This is a genomic window from Chitinophaga barathri (genome assembly GCF_003807585.1).
Classification (GTDB): Bacteria; Bacteroidota; Bacteroidia; order Chitinophagales; family Chitinophagaceae; genus Chitinophaga; species Chitinophaga barathri.
This window is the reverse complement of sequence record NZ_RMBX01000001.1, coordinates 185,262-198,308: the sequence shown is the minus strand read 5'-3', so window position 1 is coordinate 198,308 and position 13,047 is coordinate 185,262. Positions and strand designations below refer to the sequence as shown.

The 13,047-nt window shown below is 53.1% G+C and carries 12 protein-coding genes and 1 pseudogene; 9 read left to right on the top strand and 4 right to left on the bottom strand.

The annotated features are described in order from the left end of the window. The first annotated feature begins 97 nt into the window (after nucleotides 1–97). From EG028_RS00710 to EG028_RS00695, 4 genes are all read left to right on the top strand, one after another. Complete coding sequence (locus tag EG028_RS00710; protein ID WP_120514130.1) at nucleotides 98–310, top strand: SymE family type I addiction module toxin; 213 nt, start codon at nucleotides 98–100, stop codon at nucleotides 308–310. Continuing rightward, entirely contained in the window at nucleotides 291–2,945 is a 2,655-nt protein-coding gene (locus tag EG028_RS00705) for a CHC2 zinc finger domain-containing protein (RefSeq protein WP_162946177.1), read from the top strand. Before EG028_RS00710 ends, EG028_RS00705 begins: the two co-directional genes overlap by 20 nt. Nucleotides 2,946–3,094: 149 nt before the next feature. Then, on the top strand, nucleotides 3,095–3,994 hold the full coding sequence (locus EG028_RS00700; protein WP_120514128.1) for a tyrosine-type recombinase/integrase: 900 nt from the start codon (nucleotides 3,095–3,097) through the stop codon (nucleotides 3,992–3,994). Next, on the top strand, nucleotides 3,991–4,878 hold the full coding sequence (locus EG028_RS00695; RefSeq protein ID WP_120514127.1) for a tyrosine-type recombinase/integrase: 888 nt from the start codon (nucleotides 3,991–3,993) through the stop codon (nucleotides 4,876–4,878). The genes EG028_RS00700 and EG028_RS00695 overlap by 4 nt, the downstream gene beginning before the upstream one ends. Before the next feature lie 90 nt (nucleotides 4,879–4,968). Here EG028_RS00695 and EG028_RS27590 read toward each other — a convergent pair whose 3' ends face one another. Then, nucleotides 4,969–5,139, bottom strand: a complete 171-nt coding sequence (locus EG028_RS27590) for a hypothetical protein (protein ID WP_185096806.1) — start codon at nucleotides 5,137–5,139, stop codon at nucleotides 4,969–4,971. A 424-nt stretch (nucleotides 5,140–5,563) separates the two neighbouring features. Between EG028_RS27590 and EG028_RS00690 the strand changes: the two are divergent. Then, nucleotides 5,564–6,484 (top strand): annotated as a pseudogene (locus tag EG028_RS00690) (RHS repeat-associated core domain-containing protein); the annotation flags it as partial. Between the two features lie 29 nt (nucleotides 6,485–6,513). Here the strand turns inward: EG028_RS00690 and EG028_RS00685 are convergent. Together EG028_RS00685 and EG028_RS00680 are read right to left on the bottom strand one after the other, a co-directional pair. Then, nucleotides 6,514–7,104 carry a DUF416 family protein gene (locus tag EG028_RS00685; RefSeq protein ID WP_120514132.1) on the bottom strand — a complete coding sequence of 197 codons (591 nt, stop codon included), beginning with the start codon at nucleotides 7,102–7,104 and terminating at the stop codon, nucleotides 6,514–6,516. Nucleotides 7,105–7,112: 8 nt separating this feature from the next. Then, entirely contained in the window at nucleotides 7,113–7,442 is a 330-nt protein-coding gene (locus tag EG028_RS00680) for a helix-turn-helix domain-containing protein (RefSeq protein WP_120514131.1), read from the bottom strand. A gap of 141 nt (nucleotides 7,443–7,583) precedes the next feature. Here EG028_RS00680 and EG028_RS00675 point away from each other — a divergent pair, with 141 nt between their 5' ends. From EG028_RS00675 to EG028_RS00660, 4 genes are all read left to right on the top strand, one after another. Continuing rightward, nucleotides 7,584–7,796 (top strand): SymE family type I addiction module toxin, encoded by a 213-nt coding sequence (locus EG028_RS00675; RefSeq protein WP_120514130.1) that lies wholly within the window; start codon nucleotides 7,584–7,586, stop codon nucleotides 7,794–7,796. After that, complete coding sequence (locus EG028_RS00670) at nucleotides 7,777–10,431, top strand: CHC2 zinc finger domain-containing protein (RefSeq protein ID WP_162946177.1); 2,655 nt, start codon at nucleotides 7,777–7,779, stop codon at nucleotides 10,429–10,431. Before EG028_RS00675 ends, EG028_RS00670 begins: the two co-directional genes overlap by 20 nt. Before the next feature lie 149 nt (nucleotides 10,432–10,580). After that, nucleotides 10,581–11,480 (top strand): tyrosine-type recombinase/integrase, encoded by a 900-nt coding sequence (locus EG028_RS00665; protein WP_120514128.1) that lies wholly within the window; start codon nucleotides 10,581–10,583, stop codon nucleotides 11,478–11,480. After that, nucleotides 11,477–12,436, top strand: coding sequence for a tyrosine-type recombinase/integrase (locus EG028_RS00660; RefSeq protein WP_123864490.1), 960 nt, complete (start codon nucleotides 11,477–11,479; stop codon nucleotides 12,434–12,436). The genes EG028_RS00665 and EG028_RS00660 overlap by 4 nt, the downstream gene beginning before the upstream one ends. A gap of 17 nt (nucleotides 12,437–12,453) precedes the next feature. On the opposite strand, the gene EG028_RS27585 is transcribed toward EG028_RS00660, so the two are convergent. Next, nucleotides 12,454–12,624 carry a hypothetical protein gene (locus tag EG028_RS27585; RefSeq protein WP_185096806.1) on the bottom strand — a complete coding sequence of 57 codons (171 nt, stop codon included), beginning with the start codon at nucleotides 12,622–12,624 and terminating at the stop codon, nucleotides 12,454–12,456. Nucleotides 12,625–13,047: the final 423 nt, after the last annotated feature.

The following is a 13,047-nucleotide window of genomic DNA, read 5'->3' as shown; positions in this document are numbered from 1 at the left end:
GGAACATAATTGTTGTTAACAAAACGGAATAATTTTGTTGATTAGAAAGTATCCGTTATCTTTGAAACGGATAAGTTCTAATCAAATATTTTTCCACATGGTACGCAAGGTTAACAATATGCGCCTGATAAAGGTAGGTGCAAAAGCGCATCCTCGTGACAGGGGCGATAAATATTTACCGTGGCTGAACCTGAGCGGGGTTTGGCTGGCGCAGGCCGGTTTTGCTATCGGCGACCAGCTAGAGATCACCGTAAGCGATGGTTACCTGGAGATCAAAAACCTCTCTACCAATGGAGATCAAAGAGCTTAAGGCGCGGCTCTCTCTTGCGGAAGTGGTTGCCCATTATGGGCTGCGGCCGGATAAACATCAGCGATTGTTATGCCCGTTCCATGACGATAAAACGCCTTCGTTGCAACTGTACCCGAAGACGGATACATTTTGTTGCTTCTCCACGAACTGTCACGCGGGTACGGGTGATGTGATCCGGTTCATAGAACTGATGGACAAGTGCAGCACACACGAGGCGATTATAAAGGCGAAATCCCTGATCGGCGGAGCGCTTCCACAACCGGCCGTTCCAGCCGCTCCTGCTCAACCACCAACAGATCCATTGGAACGGGAAGCCGTGTTAAACAAGGTGTTCAGTTCTTTTAAGAAAGCATTGCCAGCCTCCCGCAAAGCGGTGGACTATCTGCAAGGACGCGGGCTGGATTACAAACAACACGAGTGCGGGTACAACAGCGGCGGGCTGCATGTGGAGAGCAAGAACCATCATCTTGTCACCAGCATGGTTACATACGGTCTGCTCAAACCCCGTGCAGCCGGTGGTTACAGCGTATGGGCAAAGGATTGCGTGATCTTCCCGTTAAAAGATGTGCAACACAAGATCGTGAGCCTGTACGGTCGCAGCATTTTTAATAACAGCGACCAGCGGCATTTTTATATGACGGGCAGGACGGGATTGTATCCCGGCTATCCTGCACCGGCTACTACAAAGCTGATCCTGACGGAAAGTATCATCGATGCGGCGAGCTTGTTGCAGCAACCGGCCATTGCCGCGCAATACAGTGTGCTGGCGTTGTACGGCACGAACGGGCTCACCGATGAACATCAGCAGGCGATTATTACCCTTGCGGCGTTAGATGAGATGATCTTCATGCTAGACGCAGACGAAGCAGGCAAAGCCGCGACGATCAAGCACGCACAAACTTTATCCGGCCTGCTGCCGAACGTGCAGTTCACGCATGTACCGCTTCCTGATGGCGAGGATGTAAACAGTGTCTTGCAAAGCCACGATGATCCGCAAGTGTTGGCCGATCTGATAGCGCAGCGGCAGCCATTACATTTTTCTTTTTCAATTGAAAGTAAAACACCTTCTGTTATCCCTATACCTGTTTTACAAACTAATGAGCGGCTGAACACGGCCAACCCGGAGTTGCTGGTGTATGATGGTGTACTGCTACAGGTCACCGTGTTGGGTGGTGTACGGCTGACGGGACTGGACCGGTTGCGGGTGACGCTGAAAGTGGAACACCGGCAGGGCATGTTTTTGCCGGTGCGGCACAGCCTTGACCTGTACAATCACGGGCAGGTGCAGCAACTGGTGAGCCTGGTCACGGAGACCTTTGATATGAACGGGCAGGCGGTGGTGACGCTGGTGGCGCAGCTGACGGGTGCGCTGGAAAGCTACCGTGCGCAGCGTCTGGAGCGGCTGCAAGCCAAGCCGGAGAGCAAACCCGCGCTCACGCCCGCGCAACGGCAAGCCGCCATCCAGTACCTGCAACAACCGCACCTGCTAAGAAGAACCAGCGAAGACATCGGCCAGTCAGGCATCGTAGGGGAAGAAATGAACCGGCTGATCGCGTACCTGGTGTACAGCAGCCGGAGGCAGGCCACGCCGCTGCATGTGATGTTCCTCGGCGCGAGCGGCAGCGGCAAAACGTATTTACAAGAGAAGGTCAGCGAACTGATCCCTGCTGAAGAAAAGATCGAGATCACGCAGGTGACGGAGAACGCTTTTTATTACTTCCGGCAGGACGAGCTGAAGCACAAGCTGCTGCTGATCGAAGACCTGGACGGCGCGGAGAGTGCTTTATATCCCTTGCGGGAGCTGCAAAGCAAGAAGCGCATATCCAAGACAGTGACGATCAAGGACACGAAGGGGAACCTGAAAACGATCACAGTGGTGGTGGAAGGCCCGGTGAGCGTGAGCGGCTGCACCACGCGGGAGAAGCTGTATGAAGATAATGCCAACCGCTGCCTGCTGCTGTACGTGGATGGCTCGGCCGAGCAGGACGGGCGGATCATGGCCTATCAAACGAAATTATCCGCCGGGCAGGTCGATCACGGCAAGGAGCAGGCCATCAAATCTCTTTTACGTAGCGTGCAGCAAGTGCTGCAGCCGGTACGGGTAGTGAATCCTTATGCGCAGCACATTACGCTGCCTTCGGAGATCTTCAAGCCGCGGCGGACGATGACGCTGTTGCTGGCCTTTATCGAGGCGGTGACGTTCTATCACCAGTACCAGCGGGCGCAAAAGAAAGATGGCAGCGGCCAACCTTATATTGAAACCACTCCGGCGGATATTACGGCGGCGTTCCACCTGTTAAAGGAAGTGCTGTTCAGCAAAGGCGACGAACTGGCCAAAGCCACGCGGAACTTTTTGGAGCAGCTAAAGGCGCTGCTGGCGGTGGAGGGAAAGGACAGTTTTACCGCCCGTGAAATCCGCCAGCAGTTGCGTATCGCGCCTGCTACGCTGAAGCGTTATCTGTCGGAGCTGGAACGTTATGGTTACCTGAAAGGCAGCGGCAACCGCTACCGGCATTATGAATACACCATTGCACGGGCGGATGAATACGAGGTGCTGAAAAGCAGTATTGACAGCCAGTTGCAGGCCATCCTTGTGAAGATAAAAGAGCGATCAGGCCGTTCAGTGGTTCAGTAGCTCACTAGTGGACCACTTGCAGCAGTGAGCCACTGAAAGCGGCCACAGCAAAGGAAAATACGCCAGTGGCCCGGTGGTTCACCAAAAAAGATAACTATACGGTTATTGTTTACCCTTCCTCTCATTATCACCTTATCAAACTACCAATAATGGCATCAACCTATTTACTGCAAGGCAGTAGCTACGGGCTATTGTGCGAAAGTTTTAAACAGTGGTTGCAAACGTTGGGCTATGCCTCCACTACGGTGTACAACCTGCCGCGGCACGCAGCAGAGTACCTGTACTGGCTGCAACAACAAGGGCATGTTACGCCGGATGTGCTGACGGCTGCTTCCGCGACGGCTTTTATCGGTCACCTGCAATTGCAAACGGGTATCCGCACGGGACGCGGCCACAGTGCGGGGCATATCAATAAATACGTACAGGCGCTGGCGCTGCTGAGCCGTTACCTGCGGCTGACGGGCGGCAGCGGCGAAGGTTTTTGTTTGCCGCGGCTGGCCGGTGGTCAGCGGCTGCCGGTGTGGCTGACGGTGGCGCAGGTTCGGCAGCTCTACCATGTTACCGGGCAAACGATCTTAGGCCTACGTGACCGTGCCATGCTGGCGGTGTTCTATGGCTGCGGGTTGCGGCTCAGCGAAGGCGCAAGTCTAGCCGTATCGGACATTATCACCGACCGCCGCCTGCTGTACGTTAGAAAGGGCAAGGGTTACAAGGAACGATATGTACCACTGACGCAGCAGAATCTTTATCACCTGCAAACCTATCTTACCGAAAGCCGCCCGCAGTTATTGCAGCGTTCCACGGAAAGCCTGTTTTTAGGCGCAAATACGGGTAAAGGGCTTACGGGGCAATCTTTGTATGTCCGGGTCAAGCAACTGGCAAAAACGGCCGGTATTATCAAAAATATCGGTACGCATACGCTGCGGCACTCGATCGCTACGCATCTTTTGCAGAACGGCGTGCCGCTGGAAAAGATACAACTGTTCCTGGGTCATGAAAGCCTCGATAGTACACAATTATACACGCACCTTGTAAATACATCGTTATGAGTTTTAAGGATTACTTACAACGAAATGGTTATAGTGCAGCCACGATCTGCACGTACGAGAAATATCTACAGGTTTTTATAGACTGGCTGGGGCAGGAACTTCTGCACCCGGATGCGGTGACCTATACGGAGCTGCTGGATTGTATGCGGTGGCTGCAAGCCAAAGGTTGTAGCCGGGCAACGGTGAAGGCGGTATTAGGTGTGCTGCGGCATTTTTTTGACTGGCGGATCGCGGCTGGCGTTGGCGGCCATAATCCTGCGGCCGGCGTGTACATCAAGGGCATCCCGCGACGGTTGCCGGCGGGCATGCTGGAAATGGACACCTTGCAGGCGCTGTACCGTGATTATTGTGAGCAGTACGGCTCTACGCTGTGCGGACGGGTGATACTCGGGCTGCTGGTGTTCCAGGGCTTGACCGTTCGGGAGATACGGCGGCTGGAGATCACGGACGTACAGTTACGGGAAGGGATGCTGCAGGTGCGGAGCGGGCGCGCTTACAATGGGCGGCGGCTGAAGCTGGAAGCGGTGCAGATGCGGCAGCTGGAGCGTTGTGTGCGGGCGCACGGAGAGTTATCCAAACCAGCGATGCGGGGCATGCGGCTGCTGAACGGGCATTACCTGAGCGGGGAAGTCAGCAAGTTGTTGCGGGCGCTTAAAAAACTACATCCTGCCATCAAAAGCGTGCAGCAGATCAGGGGCAGCGTGATTACGGAATGGTTGCATTGCTACAACGTGCGGCAGGTGCAGTACATGGCTGGTCATAAATACGCCAGCAGCACGCAGCGGTACCAGCTCACCGGCCTCGAAGATCTTCAGGCGCAGCTGGAACAGCATCATCCTATTGAGATCGGCCTCCGCACTCACGGCGACGATCACACGAAATAACAACAAACATTAAAATCCCTATAACTCACCACGTTCTCCCGGCACAAAGAGCATGGGCAAAAATCCCTGTTAACCCGCAAGGTTCCCTCATCACAAGGCCAGGAAAAGCGGTCTCACTGCGGGCATGGGAAGGGCGCGGGTGTACTGGAGCGAAGGTTCCCTGTTACCGGCTGCGTTCCCTTGTGGCCGCCCTTCCCATGCCCTTCGTTCGGGCAGCTCCCGGTCTTTGCGCGAAGCGCGCAAATCCCTCCTCTGCCTCATATCTGTCCGCCACCTGCCGGCGGCGCAGGGTGACCGGTGGCTCCGTATTCGCTTCGCTCACACTCCCGCCCCCGGACCCTGCGCCGCATGGCGGTGGTGGTGGCGGAAGCGGATGGATCAGAGCGGATGAAAATGCAGCGGAGGGGCGGTAGATCAGGGACGAGCGGAAGAACACGACCTGCCGCGAACGGGGGCGGTAGTTCCCTGATCGGCGGCAGTGCAGTCTTGGCGCATCCATAGCGGGCGAAGGCGGCGCAAGGCGCTTCCTGTTCAACGCCTCCAATGCCGCCTTCACCCGCTATGGATGTGTTTTTTGCCCCTCCCTTTTGTTTTTTTCAATTGAAAATAAAAACCTATATCTTTAAAACCGGTTCTTTGAAAAAGTTGCTAACAGTGCGGGGAAGGCGGTAATTATTATCCATTCGGGTTGACCATGGCGGGGATATCAAGTAGAGCGATATACAATCCCATCAATAAGAACCAGCTATTCCAGGGGCAGCCTTTGGATGATGATTTGGGACTTAACTGGTATGGTTTTAAATGGAGGAACCATGATCCGCAGATAGGAAGGTTTATACAGGTTGATCCTCTTTCAGAAAAGTATGTTCATAACTCAACATACGCATTTTCCGAGAATAAGGTTACTGCGCATGTGGAACTGGAAGGATTGGAAGGTCTAAGTATAAATGCAGAATTTTTCAAAGCAAAGCTTTTAGGCAGTACGGGGATCACCAAAAGTTATAGCGGGAAGGAATTTGCACAAGACATGGGCGAGGCTGCTAAAAACCCTGAAGTATATAAGGGAGCTGGTCTCATGTTGGGACAATTTACCGTCTTATATTTAGCGGGAGTAATGACAGAGGGGATGGGTTCAGGAAGTCTGATGACCGTCGGAACTCGAAGTATTGGCCGTACGGTTTCTGCTTCAGTTGAAGTTGGGGAGGTTAGTCTTGCGGCGAGAGCAACAGAAATACACGGTACTTTACCTGCGGCAACGCAATCCAGGACTACTACCGCAGTGGCATCTGCGACAACAGCAGAAGGGAATTCTGTAACTTTAGTTGGTTCTAGTGAGGCTCGATTAAGACCAGCCCAGAGAGCTGCGCTCAATCCTGGAGAGATTGCTGTATCGGGACAGGGTCATGCGGAAGTAACGGTGTTAAATTATGCACAGGCAAATAGTATGACGGTAAGTGCAGTTGCGGCGAGCAGGCCTATTTGCCCTGGTTGTGCAGTTGCGATAAATAATGCAGGCGCGGTTCCTGCGAGTCCATTGAAGGTAGTGCCGCCACCGCAGCCGGTTGACGCTACATTTGTGAAGAAGCCAATAATACCTGGTCAATGACCTTTTAGCTTACTTTAAAAGAGGTAGTTTTATAAATTTAAGCTACCTCTTTTTTCATTTTCTTGAAGTTTAAGTAATGTTTGTATATCTCCATAATCCAATGTTTTGCTATTGTTTAAGAAACCAATGATGCCTATTTGGATAGCAATTTCTTTCTTCATTAAAGGATGATTGTCTATTTTATTCTGGAAGTCTTTGTCGGTATTAAAATCAAGATTTTCTAATTCTTGAATATACATATCGACGGTATCTGTTCCATAGGTAGATATGGACTGTATTTTTGAAAAGTCTTTATGGATTAAAAAATCTAAGCTATCCAAAATGGCGGTACAGGCATCCAGGGCAGAAGAAACGAATATCACACTGAAATCTCCCGTATCTGGTGTATTTTCTTCTACTTTTTGAACTATAGCCTGTATTTTATTTTTATCTGTATTTTGTTCAAAGAGATTGTCGTAAATATATTCTATCGCTTCTCTAAGTATTGAAGGATTACCGAATCCATAATTTAGAGAGAAATATACATAGTTGGGATAAAGTCGTACACAGGTGAGGTAAGCGAAGGCCGCTTGTTTGTGAAAATCCCAATCTTTTAGTTTATCCAATTCTTTTATTCCCATATAAGCATTTATTGCAGAACATTTTTAATTTTCCTGTTAGCGATAAATGAATCGAGGAACTCGAAGACGAGTTCTTTGTCTTTTAAGGAGAGTTTATTGATATCCTGTATCCTGCCGAGGGTAGCGGCATCCAGTTCCATATCGGTGATGCCGACAAGCCAGTCTAGCGACACGCCCAACACCTTCGCCATTTTAGTCGCTGCATCAATGGACGGCTTCATCTCATCCCGCTCATATCTACCGATAGCCGGCCCTTTGGTGCCGAGGTGAGAGGCCATCTCTTCCTGGCTGATACCTTTCTTTTTACGGGCTTCTAACAAACGTTTACCAAAACTCATACGTACTGATTAAAACGGCCAAACCGGTCGCAGGCCGAAATTATGGAACATAATTGTTGTTAACAAAACGGAATAATTTTGTTGATTAGAAAGTATCCGTTATCTTTGAAACGGATAAGTTCTAATCAAATATTTTTCCACATGGTACGCAAGGTTAACAATATGCGCCTGATAAAGGTAGGTGCAAAAGCGCATCCTCGTGACAGGGGCGATAAATATTTACCGTGGCTGAACCTGAGCGGGGTTTGGCTGGCGCAGGCCGGTTTTGCTATCGGCGACCAGCTAGAGATCACCGTAAGCGATGGTTACCTGGAGATCAAAAACCTCTCTACCAATGGAGATCAAAGAGCTTAAGGCGCGGCTCTCTCTTGCGGAAGTGGTTGCCCATTATGGGCTGCGGCCGGATAAACATCAGCGATTGTTATGCCCGTTCCATGACGATAAAACGCCTTCGTTGCAACTGTACCCGAAGACGGATACATTTTGTTGCTTCTCCACGAACTGTCACGCGGGTACGGGTGATGTGATCCGGTTCATAGAACTGATGGACAAGTGCAGCACACACGAGGCGATTATAAAGGCGAAATCCCTGATCGGCGGAGCGCTTCCACAACCGGCCGTTCCAGCCGCTCCTGCTCAACCACCAACAGATCCATTGGAACGGGAAGCCGTGTTAAACAAGGTGTTCAGTTCTTTTAAGAAAGCATTGCCAGCCTCCCGCAAAGCGGTGGACTATCTGCAAGGACGCGGGCTGGATTACAAACAACACGAGTGCGGGTACAACAGCGGCGGGCTGCATGTGGAGAGCAAGAACCATCATCTTGTCACCAGCATGGTTACATACGGTCTGCTCAAACCCCGTGCAGCCGGTGGTTACAGCGTATGGGCAAAGGATTGCGTGATCTTCCCGTTAAAAGATGTGCAACACAAGATCGTGAGCCTGTACGGTCGCAGCATTTTTAATAACAGCGACCAGCGGCATTTTTATATGACGGGCAGGACGGGATTGTATCCCGGCTATCCTGCACCGGCTACTACAAAGCTGATCCTGACGGAAAGTATCATCGATGCGGCGAGCTTGTTGCAGCAACCGGCCATTGCCGCGCAATACAGTGTGCTGGCGTTGTACGGCACGAACGGGCTCACCGATGAACATCAGCAGGCGATTATTACCCTTGCGGCGTTAGATGAGATGATCTTCATGCTAGACGCAGACGAAGCAGGCAAAGCCGCGACGATCAAGCACGCACAAACTTTATCCGGCCTGCTGCCGAACGTGCAGTTCACGCATGTACCGCTTCCTGATGGCGAGGATGTAAACAGTGTCTTGCAAAGCCACGATGATCCGCAAGTGTTGGCCGATCTGATAGCGCAGCGGCAGCCATTACATTTTTCTTTTTCAATTGAAAGTAAAACACCTTCTGTTATCCCTATACCTGTTTTACAAACTAATGAGCGGCTGAACACGGCCAACCCGGAGTTGCTGGTGTATGATGGTGTACTGCTACAGGTCACCGTGTTGGGTGGTGTACGGCTGACGGGACTGGACCGGTTGCGGGTGACGCTGAAAGTGGAACACCGGCAGGGCATGTTTTTGCCGGTGCGGCACAGCCTTGACCTGTACAATCACGGGCAGGTGCAGCAACTGGTGAGCCTGGTCACGGAGACCTTTGATATGAACGGGCAGGCGGTGGTGACGCTGGTGGCGCAGCTGACGGGTGCGCTGGAAAGCTACCGTGCGCAGCGTCTGGAGCGGCTGCAAGCCAAGCCGGAGAGCAAACCCGCGCTCACGCCCGCGCAACGGCAAGCCGCCATCCAGTACCTGCAACAACCGCACCTGCTAAGAAGAACCAGCGAAGACATCGGCCAGTCAGGCATCGTAGGGGAAGAAATGAACCGGCTGATCGCGTACCTGGTGTACAGCAGCCGGAGGCAGGCCACGCCGCTGCATGTGATGTTCCTCGGCGCGAGCGGCAGCGGCAAAACGTATTTACAAGAGAAGGTCAGCGAACTGATCCCTGCTGAAGAAAAGATCGAGATCACGCAGGTGACGGAGAACGCTTTTTATTACTTCCGGCAGGACGAGCTGAAGCACAAGCTGCTGCTGATCGAAGACCTGGACGGCGCGGAGAGTGCTTTATATCCCTTGCGGGAGCTGCAAAGCAAGAAGCGCATATCCAAGACAGTGACGATCAAGGACACGAAGGGGAACCTGAAAACGATCACAGTGGTGGTGGAAGGCCCGGTGAGCGTGAGCGGCTGCACCACGCGGGAGAAGCTGTATGAAGATAATGCCAACCGCTGCCTGCTGCTGTACGTGGATGGCTCGGCCGAGCAGGACGGGCGGATCATGGCCTATCAAACGAAATTATCCGCCGGGCAGGTCGATCACGGCAAGGAGCAGGCCATCAAATCTCTTTTACGTAGCGTGCAGCAAGTGCTGCAGCCGGTACGGGTAGTGAATCCTTATGCGCAGCACATTACGCTGCCTTCGGAGATCTTCAAGCCGCGGCGGACGATGACGCTGTTGCTGGCCTTTATCGAGGCGGTGACGTTCTATCACCAGTACCAGCGGGCGCAAAAGAAAGATGGCAGCGGCCAACCTTATATTGAAACCACTCCGGCGGATATTACGGCGGCGTTCCACCTGTTAAAGGAAGTGCTGTTCAGCAAAGGCGACGAACTGGCCAAAGCCACGCGGAACTTTTTGGAGCAGCTAAAGGCGCTGCTGGCGGTGGAGGGAAAGGACAGTTTTACCGCCCGTGAAATCCGCCAGCAGTTGCGTATCGCGCCTGCTACGCTGAAGCGTTATCTGTCGGAGCTGGAACGTTATGGTTACCTGAAAGGCAGCGGCAACCGCTACCGGCATTATGAATACACCATTGCACGGGCGGATGAATACGAGGTGCTGAAAAGCAGTATTGACAGCCAGTTGCAGGCCATCCTTGTGAAGATAAAAGAGCGATCAGGCCGTTCAGTGGTTCAGTAGCTCACTAGTGGACCACTTGCAGCAGTGAGCCACTGAAAGCGGCCACAGCAAAGGAAAATACGCCAGTGGCCCGGTGGTTCACCAAAAAAGATAACTATACGGTTATTGTTTACCCTTCCTCTCATTATCACCTTATCAAACTACCAATAATGGCATCAACCTATTTACTGCAAGGCAGTAGCTACGGGCTATTGTGCGAAAGTTTTAAACAGTGGTTGCAAACGTTGGGCTATGCCTCCACTACGGTGTACAACCTGCCGCGGCACGCAGCAGAGTACCTGTACTGGCTGCAACAACAAGGGCATGTTACGCCGGATGTGCTGACGGCTGCTTCCGCGACGGCTTTTATCGGTCACCTGCAATTGCAAACGGGTATCCGCACGGGACGCGGCCACAGTGCGGGGCATATCAATAAATACGTACAGGCGCTGGCGCTGCTGAGCCGTTACCTGCGGCTGACGGGCGGCAGCGGCGAAGGTTTTTGTTTGCCGCGGCTGGCCGGTGGTCAGCGGCTGCCGGTGTGGCTGACGGTGGCGCAGGTTCGGCAGCTCTACCATGTTACCGGGCAAACGATCTTAGGCCTACGTGACCGTGCCATGCTGGCGGTGTTCTATGGCTGCGGGTTGCGGCTCAGCGAAGGCGCAAGTCTAGCCGTATCGGACATTATCACCGACCGCCGCCTGCTGTACGTTAGAAAGGGCAAGGGTTACAAGGAACGATATGTACCACTGACGCAGCAGAATCTTTATCACCTGCAAACCTATCTTACCGAAAGCCGCCCGCAGTTATTGCAGCGTTCCACGGAAAGCCTGTTTTTAGGCGCAAATACGGGTAAAGGGCTTACGGGGCAATCTTTGTATGTCCGGGTCAAGCAACTGGCAAAAACGGCCGGTATTATCAAAAATATCGGTACGCATACGCTGCGGCACTCGATCGCTACGCATCTTTTGCAGAACGGCGTGCCGCTGGAAAAGATACAACTGTTCCTGGGTCATGAAAGCCTCGATAGTACACAATTATACACGCACCTTGTAAATACATCGTTATGAGTTTTAAGGATTACTTACAACGAAATGGTTATAGTGCAGCCACGATCTGCACGTACGAGAAATATCTACAGGTTTTTATAGACTGGCTGGGGCAGGAACTTCTGCACCCGGATGCGGTGACCTATACGGAGCTGCTGGATTGTATGCGGTGGCTGCAAGCCAAAGGTTGTAGCCGGGCAACGGTGAAGGCGGTATTAGGTGTGCTGCGGCATTTTTTTGACTGGCGGATCGCGGCTGGCGTTGGCGGCCATAATCCTGCGGCCGGCGTGTACATCAAGGGCATCCCGCGACGGTTGCCGGCGGGCATGCTGGAAATGGACACCTTGCAGGCGCTGTACCGTGATTATTGTGAGCAGTACGGCTCTACGCTGTGCGGACGGGTGATACTCGGGCTGCTGGTGTTCCAGGGCTTGACCGTTCGGGAGATACGGCGGCTGGAGATCACGGACGTACAGTTACGGGAAGGGATGCTGCAGGTGCGGAGCGGGCGCGCTTACAATGGGCGGCGGCTGAAGCTGGAAGCGGTGCAGATGCGGCAGCTGGAGCGTTGTGTGCGGGCGCACGGAGAGTTATCCAAACCAGCGATGCGGGGCATGCGGCTGCTGAACGGGCATTACCTGAGCGGGGAAGTCAGCAAGTTGTTGCGGGCGCTTAAAAAACTACATCCTGCCATCAAAAGCGTGCAGCAGATCAGGGGCAGCGTGATTACGGAATGGTTGCATTGCTACAACGTGCGGCAGGTGCAGTACATGGCTGGTCATAAATACGCCAGCAGCACGCAGCGGTACCAGCTCACCGGCCTCGAAGATCTTCAGGCGCAGCTGGAACAGCATCATCCTATTGAGATCGGCCTCGCACTCACGGCGACGATCCCACGACATCACAGCAAGCTGTCAAATCCCTATAACTCACCACGTTCTCCCGGCACAAAGAGCATGGGCAAAAATCCCTGTTAACCCGCAAGGTTCCCTCATCACAAGGCCAGGAAAAGCGGTCTCACTGCGGGCATGGGAAGGGCGCGGGTGTACTGGAGCGAAGGTTCCCTGTTACCGGCTGCGTTCCCTTGTGGCCGCCCTTCCCATGCCCTTCGTTCGGGCAGCTCCCGGTCTTTGCGCGAAGCGCGCAAATCCCTCCTCTGCCTCATATCTGTCCGCCACCTGCCGGCGGCGCAGGGTGACCGGTGGCTCCGTATTCGCTTCGCTCACACTCCCGCCCCCGGACCCTGCGCCGCATGGCGGTGGTGGTGGCGGAAGCGGATGGATCAGAGCGGATGAAAATGCAGCGGAGGGGCGGTAGATCAGGGACGAGCGGAAGAACACGACCTGCCGCGAACGGGGGCGGTAGTTCCCTGATCGGCGGCAGTGCAGTCTTGGCGCATCCATAGCGGGCGAAGGCGGCGCAAGGCGCTTCCTGTTCAACGCCTCCAATGCCGCCTTCACCCGCTATGGATGTGTTTTTTGCCCCTCCCTTTTGTTTTTTTCAATTGAAAATAAAAACCTATATCTTTAAAACCGGTTCTTTGAAAAAGTTGCTAACAGTGCGGGGAAGGCGGTAATTATTATCCATT